Below are 16,458 nucleotides of genomic sequence, written 5' to 3'. Positions count from 1 at the left end.
CTCACACCCCCGCCAACGTCAGGTTGATCGGCAGGTACTGGTCGGTATTGCCATGGCGCTTGTAAACCCGAATGTAAACAGCGGTACCGTTCACTTGGATGGAGTCCTTCAGGGCCTGCATTGCGGTCTTCCAGACGACATCGTTGATTTCGACCCGCAGCAGGCTGAGCACGTCCTTGACCATGAGTTGTCCCTGTTTGTTGGCTCGGAACGCTCGGTCAACCAACACCCGCAGGTGACTGTTGGCGCCCTCCGACCAGGCGCTGATGCACTTGTTGATCAGTTCGCGCGCCGCCAGGATCTCTTCGGTGAAGACAATACGGTCAGCGAAGGCGCGCTCGATCTTGTACTGCCCGTCATAGGTGGTGATCGAAACATTGCCTTTCTGGCCACCAAGCGTCACGCCATAGCGCTCCGAGGACACCGTGATCAGGTCAGCGATATCCGCCAGCGCTTGCTTCTTGAAGTTGGCCAACGCCGCACTGAGCTGCTCAGCGGCATTGCCAAGATCGCGGGCAACGCTATCACGCAGTTTGTCGTGGTCACGCACCTGGGTCTCAGGCACCAGGTGGCCCGCCGCATTCATTACAAAGCCAGCTGGAATTTCCACAGCACTCACTGATTGGGTAGTGGTACTCATTGGTCTTGCTCCTTCACGGGGGTGAACCACACGACGCGCACGCCATGAATGGTGACGGTGTTCCTGGTCTGTTTACCGACCGTCCTCCAGCAGACGCCTTGCCACTGCTGCCGAAAGGCAGCAGCAAGCGAGTCGGCGCTTTCTGCCTTGATGAAAATGGTCAGGTCCAGGACAACGGTGGCCTCAATGCGCACGCCTGCGGTGCGCAGCCCACGGGACACTGAGTTGACCGCTGCGAGCTTCTCGGCGAGTTCCGGCGTCAGTGTGTTGCAGGCCGGTAAGGCCGGTTCGATGGCAGTGCTGGGAACAAGCCGTAACCGCCGCGCAGAATTGGTTGGGTTAATGCTGGTCATCTCACACCCCCGTCACTACATCAGCGGTCACGACCGGTACGCCCAGTTGGGCCGCAAGGTTCAACGCTGCGGTCATCAGGTTGCCGATCGCCAGCGGGTACAGCAGCGAAACTTTCTGCTCACGCCCACCCGTTCGGACGGGCTGAGAAAGACGTGAAGCGATGGCGCTGATACCGGATTCGTCGATCACTTCGGCCAATGCCTTACCCGCGCTCTTGAGGCGAAACGCGAGGAACTCTTCCACGCGGTTGCCTTCCACCGGCCCCAAGGTGACCCGCTCGCACCGTTGCACAACTTCCCGCACATCAGCATTGCGCTCACTCAACTTCACCCCCAGCTCGGGCTGGCCGATCATGATGATGCTGACCAGCTTGGTGAACCCGACCTCCAGCTCCAGGATGCGTTTGAGATGCTTGAGCGTAGGGATCGGCAGGCTGTGTGCCTCTTCGATCACCAAGCAGTGCCGATAACCGGCAGCATGGGACTCCTTCAACGCGCGGTGCAGTTGTGCGAAGCGCGCCTCCGGACTGCTCTTTGGCTTCTCCAGGGGAGCGACCGCCGCCATCATCGCTTCGGCAATGTGCGTGCTTTTCAGCGTCTTGCCCCTGGTGTCGTTGTCTTCCGAGGCCAGGACATAGGGCTCGATGATGATCACCGGGTCGTTGTTCTCGTTGATGCGGTTCACCAGGTCCCGTCGCAGCGTGCTTTTGCCGGCCCCGGACTCGCCCTCAATGGCCAGGAAGCCGCCGTGCCGCGCGGTCTGATACATCACCTCCCGCACATAACGGATATCAGGGCTAACCCACATATCCGCTGCACTCTGCAACTCGTCGAACGGATCGCGGAACAGCCCGAAGGCCTTGCGGGTGGTTGGCAGCAGGGTTTGCTTTGGCAGTAACATAGGTTCGTCCTCCCCGGACGGCTCTTGCGAAAGGGCCGGATCTGCTGTGTTGGCGCACGGCAGATCCACTTTTTCAACTTCTTCAAAGGCGTTGGCGATATCGGCGTCGTTGACACCGGCAGCACCCAGGAATACCGCGATCCGAGCTTTCAACTCGGCCTGATCCAGGCTGCGAGGCCATTGGTTGTGGTTCACCAACTGGGCGACCGTCGCCGAACTCAGCCTGAGCGACTCGGCCAAGGCCGACTGGCGCTTGCCCACGTCGATCAGCACTTGCTTCAACTTCAACATCACTCACCTCCTGCCGCCGCCCGGACAAGGGTCAGCGGTGCGCGGGCGACCTCTACAGGTCGTTTCAGCTCGGACTCGATAGCGTCCAGCTGGTCTTGAGGTACTCCTTGTGGGTACCGCTGTTGCAGCCACCCGAAGGTTTCGGATGACCAGAGAGCGCCGAGCCGAGGCCGCAGGATCTTGGCGGCCTCAACGTGGCTGTATGGCTTGAGTTCGATATCAGGCGCATTGACGTCAAGGCTGGTCCCGCGACGCGGCAGATAGGCCGGCAGCACGGTGTCGGTGACATGCTTGTGCGGATCGATCCTGCCACCAAACGGGATGGCCTTCGCCTTGCGTGCAGCTTGAGCCTCTTCCTCGCTGGTGGTCCCGGTCGCTAGCTGCTCAAGGACTTTGCGCGACAGCTGGGCTGGCGTCTCAGCATGGCGCTTGTACTGCTCACCGATGATTGCCGAGGTCTGCGCGAAGCCGAACTGGTCAGCTCCAATCCGGTCAATGACGTGGTACTGCTCCCGACCGTCTTCGCCGACCAGGACAGCAATCGCAGAGTCCTGGTCGCGCCAGCAGTTGCGGGTGATCAGCAGCTTCTCGCCGACCATCACACCCGGCACCGAGCGGACATCGAACTGAGCACCACGGAACGACACCCGCAGCATGTTGCTGACCTTGCGCTCTTCCGGCGTGCTGACGGCCAGGTCGCGGCAGACCTCAACAGACGGCGCGAGGCGCAACTGGTCAGCGGTGATCAACTGCCAGACTCCGTACCGCGTGCGACGAGTCCTGGTGTGGATCGAGGTCGCGTTGTAGTAGCGCATCCACTTTCCGGCCCACTCGTTGATCTGCTCTAGGCTTCCAGCGGACTGGAATCTCAAAGCACTCTCGAACTCGCGTTCGACAATGTTGTGAGCCTGTTCGACCTGGCCTTTCGCTCGCGCATTGCCTGCCTGGTTGATGATCAACTCGATGCTCATCGCCCGGCATAGATTGCGGAACAACCCGCTTGTCATAGCGGCACCGGGGTCGGTCATCAGCATCCACGGTACGCCGTGGAACGGGTCCGCTTCGTGGCGCTTCTGCATCGCGTTGATCAGCACGCTGCACAGGTTCTCGGCTGACTCGGCACCCAGCACGTACTCCAGGTACAGCGTGCCGCTGGTATGGTCTGTGACCACGTACCGCCACAAGCGCTGGCGTTCGATCTTCTTCAGGTTGCCCGGCTTGCCGTCGTAGAACTCGGCCTTGTCCATAGCCTTGGCACCGTCATCCGCTAGGTAAAACTGGGTCGAGATCGAGGCGTCGATCTGCCAGACGTGGTTCGGGTGCTTGCTCGCCAGCGATACCGCCGGGGCGTCGTGCAGCAGTTGCTCCGGGTGCAGCTTGTAGGCTCGCAAAGCGCGGGCGATGGCACCGTTGCTAAGGGATTTGAACTCGCCGGTCGTTTCGTCAGCCCGTCCGGCCAGGATCATGTTGTTGCTGCGCAGGCGTTCAACGGCACGTTCGATGGTCGAGAGCTGCTTGTTGTTGGCCCGGATAGACTCCAGGAGCACGGCGGAAATCAAGCGGGCTTCCTCCAGGGGAAGCGCGCTATTCCCTGCATCGCTCCGGCGCTTGCGCTGATTCCTCACGGACACCTCCTTGAGCTTGCGCTGAAGGGTCTGAACCGATACGCCCAGCTCTGCTGCACCGGCTTTGTACACGGCGGTACGCTGACCATGCGGTGCCTTCGCAGCACGCTCCGCAATCTGGCTCAGAAGCTGGATCTCGATGGGCGTCATGGCTCAGTCCTGCCCCATCCAAGCGGGAGTACCGTCCAGCTCGGCGGGCAAGTGAAACTCGCTGCGCACCTCAGCCAAAGTGATCTCCAGCTGGCGGATCAGCCCGGCAGCGAACACACGCTGGTCATCGCCCCCAGCGCTGCCCAGTTCTGCGAGTTTCGAGAACCCCTCGCGCAGTGCACCACGGATCTTGGCCTCGGCCTCGAAAGCAACTGCAGTGGTTTCCAGGCGCAACTCCGATACCGCCTCACTGGCTGGCAGTGCCTGGATGCGCTTGCGCAGCTTCTCCAGTTCCTGCCTGGTCTTGTCCAGGTCGTCGGTCTTCTTGGCCATGACCTCGGATTGAGCCTCATAATCGGCGTTCACGTCGTCGAGGCGCTGGGTCAACTCCTGCTTTTCCTTGGCGTGCTTGGCGATGATCTCTTCGGCCAGATCAACGAAGGCTTCTTTGTCGCCGGTCTGAGCAACTTCGATCAGGGCGGCTTTCTGATCGTCGGGGAGCCGGCGGTACTGGCGCATTTCGCGGTAGCCGATGCCCATGCGGGACATAGACTCAAGGGCCTCCTCACCGAAGGCTCGCAAGTTAGTAATGTCCATGTCGGCTTTGTCCACCGAGATACCAAGCATTGAGCAGAACTCTTCCCAGGTGCCGGAAAGTTCCGAACCGTTCGGAGTTTTCTTACCTGCAATGGCCTTGTAGAGCTTGTTTTCCTTGACGTAGGCAAGCTTGGAAGTCCGAACGGTTCGGGAAAACTCTTCAAAGGCACCTGCCATCTGAGCTTGGCCAAGGAGCTGATTCAGCAGGTCGCGTTCGTCGCTATGCGAGGCCAGTGTGGCCGCCATCGCATTCTGCGTAGCAGTGAGAACCTCACCGTTCAGTGCGGGCAGTTGTTCCTGCTCTGCGGGTTTAGCTTTGCTGCGTGCCATGATGTTCCCCTCAATTCATCGAGCCAGCGGCAATGCGCTGATTGATTTCCTGCATCCGGCTTTGCAGCCGAGCCATGTGTTCCGCGTGTGCCTGGGCTATCTGAAGTACGCCTACCGAATGGGCGAAGCGCCCGTTGTCCAGCTTCACGGCCAAGCCCTCTTCGATAAGGGTCTGCATCGCACGGGTGATATTGCTGGGGCTGTCACCCGTCAGTTGAGCCAGCTCGGTGTTGCTCAGGCCCGTTACGGTGTGCCCCTTGAGAGCCTTCAGTACGCGCAGCACGCGCGCAGCAGCAGAGACGGTGCGGCTCATGGCTGCCCCTCCAGTTCAAGTTGTGGTTGTTCGCTTTGCTTGACGTTGCCTTTGTGCCAAGCCAGTCCTTCCATAGCGGACTGGATAGCCGCGAGTGTGTCGTCTGCATCGACGCGCTTGGTGTAGAAGGACAGCAACTTGCCTGCGGCAGTGGTGAGTAGTTCCTGCAGCGCCTGCATATCCTGAGCGGTGCAAGTGCGACCGGTCGGCATATCGATGGTCAGCCGGCCTGCGCTGGCGGCGATCCAGCGGGTGACGAAGTCACAACCGCAAGCCTGCTCATAAGGCCGGATCAAGTTCGCAGGCATGCGACCGCTTTGCAGCCACTTGTACAGCGCCCAGTGATCTGCCAGGCCCATCTCGTCAGCGATCCTTTCGACCCCTTTGTTGAGGTTCTCCCGTGCGTGATCTTTGCATAGCTCAAGGGCGTGGCGCAGAGAGGTCGGACGCAGGGATTTCCAACGACGGCGGCTCATTGGAAGCCTCCCCGAGGAAACCTTTCCAAACAAACCCGGGCTTTGCAGGTAGGCAAAATGATTTCGGTGCGTGCAATCTTTTGCTGTAAATTGACAGCCGAGGTCACCGATGGACGTGCGAGATTTCGAAGAATTGGCAGGCCGTATTGAGGGGCTTGCTCGCTGTGTGATGGTCCTGGCTGGGTCACTCCAACGTGCGGGATGCTTGAGTGAGCTGAAGCTACAAGCCGATCTGCGGATCGCAGGCCTAGGGTTGGAAGGCACTGTGGCCTGTACGTTGGATGAAATGGCCGAGCAGCTTTTGGCTGATTATCGGTATTGTTCGAGACGGGATGTATGAGCGTCATGATGGACCTCATGCGGCCAACGCCGGCTTGGCTTTCAGGCCCAGCTTGACGGCGATGTCATGAGCCTTCCCGTAGTGGGCCTTGGCTTGACCATTCAGCACGCGGTACACCTCGTTGCGGGTGTACCCGTTCTCGGTGGCCCATTCAGTGATCGTTTTACCGGCGCGACGAAAGTTTTCTTTCACTTGCTCGGCGCTTAGGGCTTTGGCATGGGTGGCCATGGCAGTGGCTCCTGTGATGCAAAGATGATTTAGGTTTGTGTAGATGATTATGAGAACCAAAGTTCTCTTAAGCAAGGGGTTTATGTGACCTTTTCTTCTCTTTCTGCTGATCGGATGAAGGAAGAGCGCGTGCGGCTGGGCTTGAAACAGGCATCAGCTGCTGAGCTATGCGGGGTATCGCGTGAGATTTGGGGGCGCTACGAACGTGGCGCTGCCGTTCCCGGCGGAGAAGTTTTGTTCTCCTTTGCCCAGGCTGGCGCTGATATTCAGTTCGTACTGACCGGACATCGCTCTAGCCAACAGAGCAACGGGGAGCCCGAGCAGATTGATGTACGGCGTTTGGAGCGCATCACTGAGATGTTGGAGAGCGCAGCCCGTCTAGCCGGTAAGCGTTGGCCTGCCACGAAACTCGCAGCGGTGGCAGCCGAGGTTTACAACGTGCTGGGCGGGGATCGAACACTGGACGAGCCTCAGGTCGAGAGGGTCTTGAAGCTGGTGGTGAATCGCTGAAGTAGCAAGGAGCGTTATGCGTAGCGATGATGAACTGGTGGCAAAGTTGTCGGTCAGGCTCACGGAGGAGATCAAGAATCTCCCTGCCGATGGTCGCGATCACGAGTTGATCGTCAAGATCAAAGGTGACTACGGGAACATCAACCTGGGAACTCAAAATTTTGAGATTCACTCAGGGAAGCAACCCCCACCTCGTGGCAGCGATCGAGAACGCGAGTGCCCGCAATGCGGCCAGCCAGCTTGGCGGTATACAAAACACTGCATGCATTGCGACTACGATATGCACCGTCATGATGAACTCGTCGCCGAAGAGGAAGCGAAGATCCGCAAATCCGAAACCGACCGGTATCTGCTGAAGGCATTTGGAGTCTTTGCCGCCATCGCGGCGACCAGTTTTTTAATCAAGGATTATTTGCCGGAGTCGTGGCGCAGTTGGGCTATTGGAGTGACCGTAGCCGCAGGGGGACTAGCTTTCCTGATACTCCAGGCACATCGGTAAGCCAGCAGACACGATAAGAAAGGAAGCCAACGTGACAAAAAAACAAGCAAAACCCTGGAAAGACATGACGTCAGGAGAGCGAAAAGCCGTCTTGGTAGGCTGGGTCGCCATCGTTGCAGTGGTGGCCTATGTCTTTTGGCCCAGCAAGCACGATGCCCCCACGACAAGCATTGAGCCGGCTGAAGCTTCATCAGCCGTTACCGCTCCAGCAGCTACGTATACACAGCCAAACAGTCAATCATTGGCCAGTGCCCAGCAGTACCTGTCAGAGGTGGATCAAGCTTTGGCTGATGGCGAACCATTGCTAGCAACAACGGATCCGACAGTACTGGGCCAGCATAGTAGGCGGCTTAGTGAATTGACGGAGCAAGGAAAAGCTCTATTTGGTGAAACAGTGTTTGCGCCCCTGGGGAGATGTGGCGTGACAGGGACGTTTGCTCGCACTTTGTGGCAAGCCAAGGTTAGTGCAACTCTCCGAGGGAGCGAAGCAACTCCAGGACAGATACAAAGTGCTGAAGACCAGTATCTTTCGCAGAAAAGAGAGTGTCTCGGTATGTTCAGCCAAGGTACCGAAACGAACGGCTGATCTCTTTAAACCCGATTAAAAGCGCTTCCTGCCCACGCCGCCGATCATGGCGGCGTGTTCGTTTCGGCGCCGCCCTGGCGCCTTACCTGCAGGAGGCGTCATGCGACCCGTCAACACCCCGCGCGGTATCCGCAATCACAACCCCGGAAACATCCGACACGTCAAAGGCACTCGCTGGCAAGGTATGTCGGCGAACCAGAGCGACGCCGACTTCGTCCAGTTCACTGGCGCCCAGTGGGGCATCCGCGCTATCGCGCGCACCCTTATCACGTATCAAGACAAACATGGTCTGCGTACCCCTCGTCTGATCATCGGGCGGTGGGCCCCACCCACCGAGAACAATACCGAAAGCTACATCCGCAGTGTGGCTAACCGCATGGGCGTTTCGCCTGACGGGCGTATCGATGTGTATGAATTCAAGACCATGTTGGTTCTGGTGTTGGGGATCATCGGGCATGAAAACGGCGCCGGGCCACTCCCTGGCGGCGTTTGGTACGGCGAAGCGCTGATCAACGAAGGCTTGCAACTCGCCGGTATCGTTCCCGGTGCCTACCACGGGGAACCGGTATGAAGCTGATCGCGAATTGGCGCCGCTGCTATCGCTTGTACAGCATCCAGCTCGGGCTGCTGATCGCGCTGTTCGGGTTCCTCCAGGTCAGCATCCTGCCTATGTGGGAAGCGCAGCTCTCGGACCGAGCCTACGCGGTGCTCAACAGCGCACTGGCCCTTCTGCTGTTCCTCGCCCGCCTCGTGAAACAGGGCCCCGACCAGGACACGCCATCGTGAAGCTGCGGCTGTTGTTGCCGTTGCCTCTCACCTGGCTTTGTCTTCCACCCACCGCCGCTGGTACCTGGTTGACCTGCGCCACCCGGCGACCTCGAAAGATGCGCAATCGCTGGAGATACAAACATGGCCGCGCTTGATTTCTTGTCCCTGCCGAGCAGCTTGGCTTGGGCGGTCGCCGCCTGCGCCCTGAGTGCAACTGCAGCGGGCTCTGTCGGGTATGGACTCGGAGATCGCCAGGCCACTGCTGCAGGAGCGGCAGACCTGGCCGACCTGAAGCGAGAGCACGCAGAGCGGGCGTTGGCCAGCGGGCAGCGGAACCTAGACGACCTCTTGAGCGAGATGCGCCGCGCCAACGACGCGGAAGCCCAGCTCTTGGCGGCTAAGACCCAACACCAAACCGAGCTGGAGCAGCTCCAGGAGCGAATCCCCAATGTCACGACCGTCTACCTGCCAGCGCCTGCGGCAAAGCCTGTGGCCATTCCTCGTTGCGTGTTCACTGCTGGCTGGCTGCGCGACTACAACGCCGCCCTCGGTGTGCCAGCCAACACCAAAGGCACCGCTGCCGGCAACGCTGAAGCAGCGGCCAAGCCCGCCCCCGGCACTGACGCCGAGCTACTGGAAAGCGGCGTCACTCCCGCAGACATCCTGGCCCACGCCCAGGACTACGGGATGTGGGCTCGCAACAACCTGGCGCAGCTCAACGCCTTGCTCGACCTTCAAGAACAAAAGGACTGACCGTGTATGGATGTAGCTGATCAAGCGCAGGACAACGACTTCACTGAGGCCGCGCTGCTGGCTCATCGCAGCGGTCTGCAACGCCGCTCGGGACCGTCCGCCTATCGCTGCGAGGAGTGCGGTGATGCGATCCCTGAAGAGCGCCGCCAGGCCGAACCTGGTACCGAGCACTGCATCGAGTGCAAGAGCTCCCTGGAACACTTGGCCAAGCGAGGGCTGCGATGAACCTGAACGAACTCAACTTCGGTTTCCAAACCGTGCAGTGGCTGATCCTGACCGTGCTTGGGATCTACACCTGGCTGACAAAACGCCAGGCCGCCAGCGGTCAAGAGCTGCTGGAGCTGCGTACACGCATCGTCGCCCTGGAAGAGCGCGTGCGCCATTTGCCCGACCAGGCTGCCATTGCCGAGCTGCTCGGCGACATGAAAGCCGTGCGGGCTGAGCTGGCAGGAATGCAGTCCATCTCCCGTGCCGTGGACCGGATCAATGACTACCTGCTACGAGAAAAACCATGACCCAATACGCCGAATTCCTGCGCCAAGACATGCGCCTTGTGATCCTGCGTTTGCTTGCTGAAATGCCTGCGTACCGGGCTAACAGTTCTGTGCTCAACGCCGCCCTGGACAACTACGGCCACAGCGTCAGCCGTGACCAGGTGAAGACCGAACTCCACTGGCTTTCCGAGCAAGGGGCTGTGGCCCTGGAGGACATCGGCCCTGTTCTGGTTGCCTGCCTCACAGAACGCGGGCAGGACATCGCAGCTGGCCGGGCCCGAGTGCCTGGCATCAAGCGTCCGGGGGCCTGAATGGCGGGTAAATCGTCAGTCAGCCGCCTGCCGCCGGTGGTCAAGGCGTACTTGCAGAAGCTGTTGCGTGAAGACCGGATGACGCTCGACGAGATGATCGAGGATCTGCGCCGCCGCTTCCCCAACGAGAGGGTGCCCAGCCGATCAGCCCTGGGGCGTTTCAAGGTTGGTTTTGAACAGCTCACCGAGAAAGCCCGCCAGCATCGCGAGCAGGCTGAAGCGTTCGTTGGTGCGCTGGGTGAAGACTCCAGCGACAAGACCGGCGCACTGCTGGTTGAGGCCATTTCAACGCTCACCTACCAGGCTGCGATGGGCGCGCATGAAAAAGACGAGGTAACCATCAAGGAGGTGGCCACCCTGGCCCGTGCGGCGAAGGCGACCATGGAAGCCCGAACCCTCAGCGTGAAAGAGCGCCAGTTTATCGAACGCGCTGCCCGCGAACGTCTCCTGCAGGAGCAGGCCGCTGAGCTGGACAAAGAGGTCCGTAGCGGTGGAATGGACGAAGAACAGGCCTTGTTCTGGCGCCAGAAATTCCTGGGCGTGAAGGTATGAGCGCCCCAGCGGTAAAACCAAGCACCAGCACCCTGCGTGTCGTTGAATGGGACGAGCTGCCGGACTCCGTTCGGTCGATCCCTCAAGGCTACAACCCCATCACCGAAGGCCTGCTGATGACCCACCAGGCCGACTGGCTGGCTATCGACGCCCAGATCAAGCTGTGCGAGAAAGGCCGTCGTACCGGCATCACCTTTGCTGAGGCTCTGGACTCGGTGATCACCGCAGCCTCGCGCAAAAGCGCGCACGGCATGGACGTGTTCTACGTCGGCGACACCAAGGAAAAGGGGTTGGAGTTCATCGGCTACTGCGCGAAGTTCTCCCGCGTCATTGCCGAAGCCCAGGCGTCGGGTGTCAGCGAGATCGAAGAATTCTTGTTCGAAGACCAGGACGAATCAGGCAACACCCGCCAGATCAATGCCTACCGCATCCGCTATGCCTCGGGCTTCAAGATCGTTGCGCTGTCGAGCAACCCGGCCAACCTGCGTGGCCTGCAGGGCAAGGTGATCATCGACGAGGCCGCCTATCACCGGAATGTGTCTGCGGTGCTCGATGCCGCGACCGCATTGCTGATCTGGGGCGGTCGTATCGTCATCATCAGCACTCACAACGGCAAGGCCAATGCCTTCAACGGCATGATCAAGGACATCCAGGAAGGCCGCTACGGTGATGCCGCGGTAGTCTACAAAGCGACCTTTGATGACGCTGTCGCCAATGGTCTGTTTGAGCGCCGCTGCATGATGCGTGGCGAGGAGCCGACCGCCGAAGGCAAGGAAGCCTGGTACAAGAGCATCCGTAACGCATACGGCCCGCGTAAGGCGCAGATGCGGGAAGAGCTGGATGCAATCCCCCGCGACGGTAACGGCGTGTGCGTACCTGGTGTGTGGATCGAGGACGCCATGCGTCCAGATCGGCAGGTACTTCGGCTTGCCCTGGACGAGAGCTTCACCCAGCAGGCGGTCTATCGTCGTGAGGCCTACATCGATACCTGGATGGAGCCGAACCTACTGCCGTTGTTTAAGCAGCTCGACCCTGAGCTGCGCTGGTATCTCGGCATGGACTACGCCCGACACCGCGACTTCTCGGTCATCTGCCCGATGTCTGTCGATCAGCAACGCCATCGTGACGTGCCGTTCGTGATCGAGATGCATAAGGTGCCGACCCGGCAGCAGCAGCAAATCCTGTTCACCATCCTGCGCGGGCTTCCCAATTTCATCAGCGCCGCCCTGGATGCCTCGGGCAACGGCGAGACACTGGCCGAGGACACTGCAGACGAGTTCGGTCATGAGCGTATTCACCAGGTGAAGCTATCGCGTGCCTGGTACGGCGCCTGGATGCCACGCTTCGTCGGCCTGTTCGAAGACGGCACGATCACGCTGCCCAAGGATGACTCGCTGCAACAGGACATCCGTGCAATCGAAACCGTGGATGGCATCCCGATGATCGTCAAAGCCCGCCAGCAAGACCTAAAAGACCCGGAGCTGTACCGCCACGGCGACTTCGCCGGGGCTGGTGTGCTGGCCAACTTCGCCACCCTGGACAGCGCGTCTGCTCCAGTCCAAGTTAAATCCCGCCGCAGTCGTGCGGCATCTCAGATCTTCCAGGGGTACGCATGAGCAGCCAGGGCGTGTGGGTCAGCCCCACCGAGTTCGTCACCTTCGCCGAAGCACGGCGCGACAAAAGCCTCACCGATCATGTCGCCAGCCGTGGCCGCAGCTTCGACGCCCAGGCGCTGGGCATGTACCTGCCCAACCCGGACCCGATCCTCAAGGCACAGGGCAAGGACATCAAGGTCTACCGGGACCTGCGCAGCGCGGCCTTGGTCGGCGGCAACATCCGTCGCCGCAAGTCGTCTGTGCTCGCGCTGGAGCGTGATCTGAAGCGCCGCCAGGCTCCGGTTCGCGTAGAGCGGTTCGTCCGCGACTGGCTGGCTGATCTTGACCTGGACCGCATTATCCGCGAGCTGATCGATGCTGCGCTGTTCGGCTATCAACCGGTAGAACTGATGTGGAAATCGGTAGGCTTGCACCTGATACCCGACGACCTGCTGGGCAAGCCCGCCGAGTGGTTCCTGTTCGACCAGGACAACCAGCTGCGCTTCCGTGCCCGCGATGCCGGCATCCAGGGCGAACTGTGCGACCCGCAGCGATTCATCGTCGCCCGGCAGGATGCGACCTATAACAACCCCTACGGGTTTGCCGACCTGTCCATGTGTTTCTGGCCGGTGGTATTCATGAAGGGCGGGCTGAAGTTCTGGGTGCAGTTCACAGAGAAGTACGGCAGCCCGTGGCTGATCGGCAAGCACCCGCGTGGTGCGGCGACCAAGGAAACCGACGATCTGTTGGACAGCCTGGAGCAGATGGTCCAGGACGCCGTCGCGGTCATCCCCAATGATTCCAGCGTCGAGATCAAGGAAGCCGCAGGCAAGGCCGGTAGTGCTGATGTGTACCGAGAACTGCTGATGTACTGCCGCAGCGAGATCAACGTCGCGTTGCTTGGCCAGAACCAGACCACAGAAGCGACCTCGAACCGCGCCAGTGCGATGGCCGGGCTGGACGTAACCGAGGACATCCGTGACGGTGATGCCAGTATCGTCGCGGCAACGCTCAATGCAGCGATCCGTCTCGTGGTCGATCTCAACTTCGGCGAGCACGTCGATGCCCCCGTGTACGAGCTGTGGGAACAGGAGCAGATCGACAAGACCCTGGCCGAGCGCGACCGATCCCTGACCGAGTCGGGTGTGAAATTCACTGCCGCCTACTGGCAGAGAACCTACAACCTCCAGCCCGGCGATATCGAAGAGGTCTCTTCGACCGCTCAGCCCGAATTTGCCGAGGCGCCTGCTGTACGCCCAGTCCTGGATCAATACGCGCTCGACCAGGCGATTGAGGGCCTGGCCGCCACCGAACTGCAGCAGCAGGCCGAGCAAGCGTTGCTCCCCGTGATCGAGGCGCTGCAGCAAGAGAACGATGAGTCCAAGGCACTGGGAATGCTTGCAGAGATCTCGGTAGACCTGGACGCCATCGCCCTGCAGGAGAACCTCGCGCGTCTGATGTTCATCGCAGATACCTGGGGCCGCCTCAGCGCCTCGGCAGACCTGGAGGACTGAGCATGGCCAAGTCCGTTAACCCGGTTGACCTCAAGGCGATCTTCGGGCTAGAGCCTGCTGCCGCGATCACTTACCTCAAGAGCAAGGGGTATGCGATCACCTGGGACTGGCAGGACATGCTCGATGCCGCCCATGACCAGGCATTCACCGTGGCCAAGGCCATGCGCCTGGACCTGCTGTCGGACATCCGCGAATCGCTGGAGAGTGCGCTGCAGGAAGGTCGAACCCTGAAGCAGTTCACCGCCGAGCTTCAGCCGATCCTGGAGAAACAGGGTTGGTGGGGCAAGCAGGTGATAGTCGATAGTCAGGGCGAAGCCGAGCTGGTACAGCTCGGTAGCCCGTACCGGCTCAAGACCATCTACCAGACCAACCTGCAGAGCGCTTACATGGCCGGTCGCAAGGCGGCCATGGAAGACGCGACGGAAACCCACCCGTACTGGCGATACGTTGCGATCATGGATGGCAAGACCCGGCCAAGCCATGCTGCGCTCAATGGTGTGGTGTACCGCCACGACGATCCGGTGTGGTCTGCGATCTATCCACCGAACGGCTTCAACTGCCGCTGCCGCGTGACCGCGCTGTCCGAAGCCGCCATGAAACGTCGCAAGCTGACGCTCGTATACAGCGCCGAGACTGTGCGCCAGGAAACTGTCGAAGTCGGAGTGAACAAGCGTACCGGAGAAGTCAGGACCGCCGAGGTTACAGTGGTTAGGGTTACTGGCTCGGACGGCAAAGTCCGCCAGTTCCGCACTGATCCTGGATTCAATCACAGTCCAGGTGAAGGCCTGGCCGACGTACTGAAAGCGAAGGGGGCTGCATGATCACGCTTGACCTGGATCACCAGGAGATTCAGAAAGCACTCTCCAAGGTCGAATGGGCGGTCGGTGAACTGGCGCCACTGATGCGCGGCATCGCCGCCGAGTTCGCCAGCATCACCGAGGAGAACCTGGAGGACGAAGGCCAGTCGGGCAATGCCTGGCCAACATTGTCCGAGGTCACCACCGCTATCCGGGAAGCCTCCGGCACCTGGCCAGGTCAGATGCTCCAGATCTCTGCGGGCGGGCTGGCAGCATCGATCACCACGCACGCCGATAGTAGCAGCGCCCTGGTGGGCAGCAACAAGGTGTATGCGGCGATGATGCATTTCGGAGGAGAGAAACAGGAGTTTCCGAACCTGTGGGGCGACATTCCTGCGCGCCCCTACTTGCCGATGGACGAAGACAGCAAGCTGCAACCCGAGGCAGCAGAGTCGATCCTGGATCTCGCCCTTGCACATCTGGAAAAGGCCGCTCGCCGGTAGCGGCCTCTGGAGCGCCGAAGCTGTTCAGGCGCTCCGGTTCATCCGGCAATCGCGTTGCAACGCTGTTTCCTGCTTTACAGCGCTTTATAAAACCTAGTCCGCATGCTGTCCGGCGCTTCGTTTCTCACTTCTCGCCAATCCCCAGCATCGGCACTCTTTAAACCCGATTAAAAGTCAGGTCGGCATCGGCAGGTCAGGCTGTGCGCATCGTCATCAAACGCAGCGCACAGCTCATGAAACCACTGCACATTTTCAAGCCCGGCAAGCACGTCGCCATGAGCGGTGACAGCTTCAGCTTCAGCGAATCGGACCTGACGGCCACAGTCCTGGCCTACGATCCTGCCAGACATGAAGCGCCCCTGGTGATCGGTCACCCCAAGCACGACGCACCAGCGGCGGGCTGGGTTCAATCGCTCAGTGCCAGCAACGAAGGGTTGATCGCCACCCCCACGCAGGTTGACCCGGCGTTCGCTGACCTGGTGGGCAAAGGTAGCTTCAAGAAAATCTCCGCTTCCTTCTATCACCCGGACTCCCCGAACAACCCCGTCCCCGGCGTGTACTACCTGCGCCACGTCGGTTTCCTGGGCGCACAGCCGCCTGCAGTAAAAGGCCTGCGGCCCATCGAGCTGGCCGATGGCGAAGAAGGTGTCATCGAGTTCGGCGACTTCGGTCACGAAACCAGCGCGTCCCTGTGGCGCCGGCTGCGTGACTTCCTGATCGGTGATCGCGGCCTGGAGGTCGCCGACCAGGTGATCCCTGACTGGCAGATCAACAGCCTCGCCGAGGCTGCGCGTGAACAAGACCCGCGCCCGTGCTTTTCTGAATCCGCCCCACCCATCACCGAGGAATCCACTGTGACGCCCGAAGAGATCGCCGCCATGCAGGCGGAAAACGACCGCCTCAAAGGCCAGGTCAAGCAGCACCAGGAACAGAGCCGTAAAGCCCGCCTGGACGGCATCCATCAAAGCCACGTCGCATTCGCCGAAGGCCTGGTCAGCGAAGGTCGCCTGCTGCCCAAGCATGCCCCCGCGTTGATCGCAGCCCTGGACTTCGCCGAGTCCAACGACAAGCCCTTGGAGTTTGGCGAAGGCGAAGAACGTCAGCCGGTTACCACTGGCCTCAAGGCAATCTTCAGCGACCTGCCCAAGCAGATCGACTTCGCCGAGAAGGCCAGCAAGGAGCGCCACGGCGGTGGCTCGGTGAAGGCCGACCTGGAGTTCGCCGAGAAGAACACCGACCCCGACCGCCTGGACTTGCACCAGCGTGCAACCGCCCTGGCCGCCGAGAAAAACATTTCCTACGAGCAGGCTGTCCGCCAGCTCATCTGATCCA

General features: G+C 60.5%; 23 protein-coding genes. 15 read left to right on the top strand and 8 right to left on the bottom strand.

Translation table 11 applies throughout. The annotated features are described in order from the left end of the window. Position 1 precedes the first annotated feature (1 nt). The 8 genes from PSEMO_RS06795 to PSEMO_RS06760 form a co-directional block, all read right to left on the bottom strand. A complete protein-coding gene (locus PSEMO_RS06795) occupies positions 2–640 on the bottom strand; it encodes a DUF3164 family protein (RefSeq protein ID WP_075802373.1) in 639 nt (212 codons plus the stop codon). Next, positions 637–993, bottom strand: a complete 357-nt coding sequence (locus tag PSEMO_RS06790; protein WP_009405484.1) for a hypothetical protein — start codon at positions 991–993, stop codon at positions 637–639. Before PSEMO_RS06790 ends, PSEMO_RS06795 begins: the two co-directional genes overlap by 4 nt. 1 nt (position 994) lies before the next feature. After that, positions 995–2,185 carry an ExeA family protein gene (locus PSEMO_RS06785; RefSeq protein WP_075802372.1) on the bottom strand — a complete coding sequence of 397 codons (1,191 nt, stop codon included), beginning with the start codon at positions 2,183–2,185 and terminating at the stop codon, positions 995–997. Next, complete coding sequence (locus tag PSEMO_RS06780; protein ID WP_075802371.1) at positions 2,185–3,960, bottom strand: DDE-type integrase/transposase/recombinase; 1,776 nt, start codon at positions 3,958–3,960, stop codon at positions 2,185–2,187. Before PSEMO_RS06780 ends, PSEMO_RS06785 begins: the two co-directional genes overlap by 1 nt. Before the next feature lie 3 nt (positions 3,961–3,963). Then, positions 3,964–4,887: a hypothetical protein gene (locus tag PSEMO_RS06775; protein ID WP_037061979.1), complete on the bottom strand. Its 924-nt coding sequence runs from the start codon at positions 4,885–4,887 to the stop codon at positions 3,964–3,966. Between the two features lie 10 nt (positions 4,888–4,897). Further along, positions 4,898–5,200, bottom strand: a complete 303-nt coding sequence (locus PSEMO_RS06770) for a helix-turn-helix domain-containing protein (protein WP_009405493.1) — start codon at positions 5,198–5,200, stop codon at positions 4,898–4,900. Further along, on the bottom strand, positions 5,197–5,676 hold the full coding sequence (locus PSEMO_RS06765; RefSeq protein WP_075802370.1) for a hypothetical protein: 480 nt from the start codon (positions 5,674–5,676) through the stop codon (positions 5,197–5,199). The genes PSEMO_RS06770 and PSEMO_RS06765 overlap by 4 nt, the downstream gene beginning before the upstream one ends. A 355-nt stretch (positions 5,677–6,031) precedes the next feature. After that, positions 6,032–6,244 carry a DNA-binding protein gene (locus tag PSEMO_RS06760; RefSeq protein ID WP_009405496.1) on the bottom strand — a complete coding sequence of 71 codons (213 nt, stop codon included), beginning with the start codon at positions 6,242–6,244 and terminating at the stop codon, positions 6,032–6,034. Positions 6,245–6,328: 84 nt separating this feature from the next. Here PSEMO_RS06760 and PSEMO_RS06755 point away from each other — a divergent pair, with 84 nt between their 5' ends. The 15 genes from PSEMO_RS06755 to PSEMO_RS06690 all read left to right on the top strand — a co-directional run bounded on the left by PSEMO_RS06755 (position 6,329) and on the right by PSEMO_RS06690 (position 16,454). Continuing rightward, positions 6,329–6,754, top strand: coding sequence for a helix-turn-helix domain-containing protein (locus PSEMO_RS06755; protein WP_205346236.1), 426 nt, complete (start codon positions 6,329–6,331; stop codon positions 6,752–6,754). A gap of 16 nt (positions 6,755–6,770) precedes the next feature. After that, a complete protein-coding gene (locus PSEMO_RS06750) occupies positions 6,771–7,253 on the top strand; it encodes a hypothetical protein (protein WP_009405500.1) in 483 nt (160 codons plus the stop codon). A 31-nt stretch (positions 7,254–7,284) separates the two neighbouring features. After that, a complete protein-coding gene (locus tag PSEMO_RS32770) occupies positions 7,285–7,839 on the top strand; it encodes a hypothetical protein (protein WP_144443549.1) in 555 nt (184 codons plus the stop codon). A gap of 100 nt (positions 7,840–7,939) precedes the next feature. Continuing rightward, positions 7,940–8,410 (top strand): structural protein, encoded by a 471-nt coding sequence (locus PSEMO_RS06745; RefSeq protein WP_075802368.1) that lies wholly within the window; start codon positions 7,940–7,942, stop codon positions 8,408–8,410. Continuing rightward, positions 8,407–8,625 carry a DUF7940 domain-containing protein gene (locus PSEMO_RS06740; protein ID WP_009405504.1) on the top strand — a complete coding sequence of 73 codons (219 nt, stop codon included), beginning with the start codon at positions 8,407–8,409 and terminating at the stop codon, positions 8,623–8,625. The genes PSEMO_RS06745 and PSEMO_RS06740 overlap by 4 nt, the downstream gene beginning before the upstream one ends. A 123-nt stretch (positions 8,626–8,748) precedes the next feature. Next, positions 8,749–9,360, top strand: a complete 612-nt coding sequence (locus PSEMO_RS06735; RefSeq protein ID WP_075802367.1) for a lysis protein — start codon at positions 8,749–8,751, stop codon at positions 9,358–9,360. 6 nt (positions 9,361–9,366) lie between these two features. Continuing rightward, entirely contained in the window at positions 9,367–9,585 is a 219-nt protein-coding gene (locus PSEMO_RS06730) for a TraR/DksA C4-type zinc finger protein (RefSeq protein WP_009405508.1), read from the top strand. Then, positions 9,582–9,875, top strand: a complete 294-nt coding sequence (locus PSEMO_RS06725) for a DUF2730 family protein (protein WP_009405510.1) — start codon at positions 9,582–9,584, stop codon at positions 9,873–9,875. The genes PSEMO_RS06730 and PSEMO_RS06725 overlap by 4 nt, the downstream gene beginning before the upstream one ends. After that, a complete protein-coding gene (locus PSEMO_RS06720; RefSeq protein ID WP_009405512.1) occupies positions 9,872–10,165 on the top strand; it encodes a VpaChn25_0724 family phage protein in 294 nt (97 codons plus the stop codon). Before PSEMO_RS06725 ends, PSEMO_RS06720 begins: the two co-directional genes overlap by 4 nt. Continuing rightward, positions 10,166–10,717, top strand: coding sequence for a phage protein Gp27 family protein (locus tag PSEMO_RS06715; RefSeq protein WP_075802366.1), 552 nt, complete (start codon positions 10,166–10,168; stop codon positions 10,715–10,717). Then, on the top strand, positions 10,714–12,333 hold the full coding sequence (locus tag PSEMO_RS06710; protein ID WP_075802365.1) for a hypothetical protein: 1,620 nt from the start codon (positions 10,714–10,716) through the stop codon (positions 12,331–12,333). The genes PSEMO_RS06715 and PSEMO_RS06710 overlap by 4 nt, the downstream gene beginning before the upstream one ends. Beyond that, positions 12,330–13,826, top strand: a complete 1,497-nt coding sequence (locus PSEMO_RS06705; protein ID WP_075802364.1) for a phage portal protein family protein — start codon at positions 12,330–12,332, stop codon at positions 13,824–13,826. The genes PSEMO_RS06710 and PSEMO_RS06705 overlap by 4 nt, the downstream gene beginning before the upstream one ends. A gap of 2 nt (positions 13,827–13,828) precedes the next feature. Further along, positions 13,829–14,647, top strand: a complete 819-nt coding sequence (locus tag PSEMO_RS06700) for a phage head morphogenesis protein (RefSeq protein ID WP_075802363.1) — start codon at positions 13,829–13,831, stop codon at positions 14,645–14,647. Further along, the gene (locus PSEMO_RS06695) at positions 14,644–15,126 is read left to right on the top strand and encodes a phage virion morphogenesis protein (protein WP_075802362.1); all 483 of its coding nucleotides are present in this window, start codon (positions 14,644–14,646) and stop codon (positions 15,124–15,126) included. The genes PSEMO_RS06700 and PSEMO_RS06695 overlap by 4 nt, the downstream gene beginning before the upstream one ends. 233 nt (positions 15,127–15,359) lie before the next feature. Further along, positions 15,360–16,454 (top strand): peptidase, encoded by a 1,095-nt coding sequence (locus PSEMO_RS06690; RefSeq protein WP_075802414.1) that lies wholly within the window; start codon positions 15,360–15,362, stop codon positions 16,452–16,454. The last annotated feature ends 4 nt before the right edge of the window (positions 16,455–16,458 follow it).

Origin of the sequence: Pseudomonas putida (genome assembly GCF_001941965.1) — a bacterium.
GTDB lineage: Bacteria > Pseudomonadota > Gammaproteobacteria > Pseudomonadales > Pseudomonadaceae > Aquipseudomonas > Aquipseudomonas putida_L.
The sequence above is the reverse complement of the archived record's forward strand: the minus strand, read 5'-3'. Positions and strand labels throughout refer to the sequence as shown.

Coding starts and splice junctions, on each gene's coding strand:
- PSEMO_RS06795 (WP_075802373.1), bottom strand. CDS start 640: ATGAGTACCACTACCCAATCAGTGAGTGCTGTGGAAATTCCAGCTGGC.
- PSEMO_RS06790 (WP_009405484.1), bottom strand. CDS start 993: ATGACCAGCATTAACCCAACCAATTCTGCGCGGCGGTTACGGCTTGTT.
- PSEMO_RS06785 (WP_075802372.1), bottom strand. CDS start 2,185: ATGTTGAAGTTGAAGCAAGTGCTGATCGACGTGGGCAAGCGCCAGTCG.
- PSEMO_RS06780 (WP_075802371.1), bottom strand. CDS start 3,960: ATGACGCCCATCGAGATCCAGCTTCTGAGCCAGATTGCGGAGCGTGCT.
- PSEMO_RS06775 (WP_037061979.1), bottom strand. CDS start 4,887: ATGGCACGCAGCAAAGCTAAACCCGCAGAGCAGGAACAACTGCCCGCA.
- PSEMO_RS06770 (WP_009405493.1), bottom strand. CDS start 5,200: ATGAGCCGCACCGTCTCTGCTGCTGCGCGCGTGCTGCGCGTACTGAAG.
- PSEMO_RS06765 (WP_075802370.1), bottom strand. CDS start 5,676: ATGAGCCGCCGTCGTTGGAAATCCCTGCGTCCGACCTCTCTGCGCCAC.
- PSEMO_RS06760 (WP_009405496.1), bottom strand. CDS start 6,244: ATGGCCACCCATGCCAAAGCCCTAAGCGCCGAGCAAGTGAAAGAAAAC.
- PSEMO_RS06750 (WP_009405500.1), top strand. CDS start 6,771: ATGCGTAGCGATGATGAACTGGTGGCAAAGTTGTCGGTCAGGCTCACG.
- PSEMO_RS06745 (WP_075802368.1), top strand. CDS start 7,940: ATGCGACCCGTCAACACCCCGCGCGGTATCCGCAATCACAACCCCGGA.
- PSEMO_RS06740 (WP_009405504.1), top strand. CDS start 8,407: ATGAAGCTGATCGCGAATTGGCGCCGCTGCTATCGCTTGTACAGCATC.
- PSEMO_RS06735 (WP_075802367.1), top strand. CDS start 8,749: ATGGCCGCGCTTGATTTCTTGTCCCTGCCGAGCAGCTTGGCTTGGGCG.
- PSEMO_RS06730 (WP_009405508.1), top strand. CDS start 9,367: ATGGATGTAGCTGATCAAGCGCAGGACAACGACTTCACTGAGGCCGCG.
- PSEMO_RS06725 (WP_009405510.1), top strand. CDS start 9,582: ATGAACCTGAACGAACTCAACTTCGGTTTCCAAACCGTGCAGTGGCTG.
- PSEMO_RS06720 (WP_009405512.1), top strand. CDS start 9,872: ATGACCCAATACGCCGAATTCCTGCGCCAAGACATGCGCCTTGTGATC.
- PSEMO_RS06715 (WP_075802366.1), top strand. CDS start 10,166: ATGGCGGGTAAATCGTCAGTCAGCCGCCTGCCGCCGGTGGTCAAGGCG.
- PSEMO_RS06710 (WP_075802365.1), top strand. CDS start 10,714: ATGAGCGCCCCAGCGGTAAAACCAAGCACCAGCACCCTGCGTGTCGTT.
- PSEMO_RS06705 (WP_075802364.1), top strand. CDS start 12,330: ATGAGCAGCCAGGGCGTGTGGGTCAGCCCCACCGAGTTCGTCACCTTC.
- PSEMO_RS06700 (WP_075802363.1), top strand. CDS start 13,829: ATGGCCAAGTCCGTTAACCCGGTTGACCTCAAGGCGATCTTCGGGCTA.
- PSEMO_RS06695 (WP_075802362.1), top strand. CDS start 14,644: ATGATCACGCTTGACCTGGATCACCAGGAGATTCAGAAAGCACTCTCC.
- PSEMO_RS06690 (WP_075802414.1), top strand. CDS start 15,360: ATGAAACCACTGCACATTTTCAAGCCCGGCAAGCACGTCGCCATGAGC.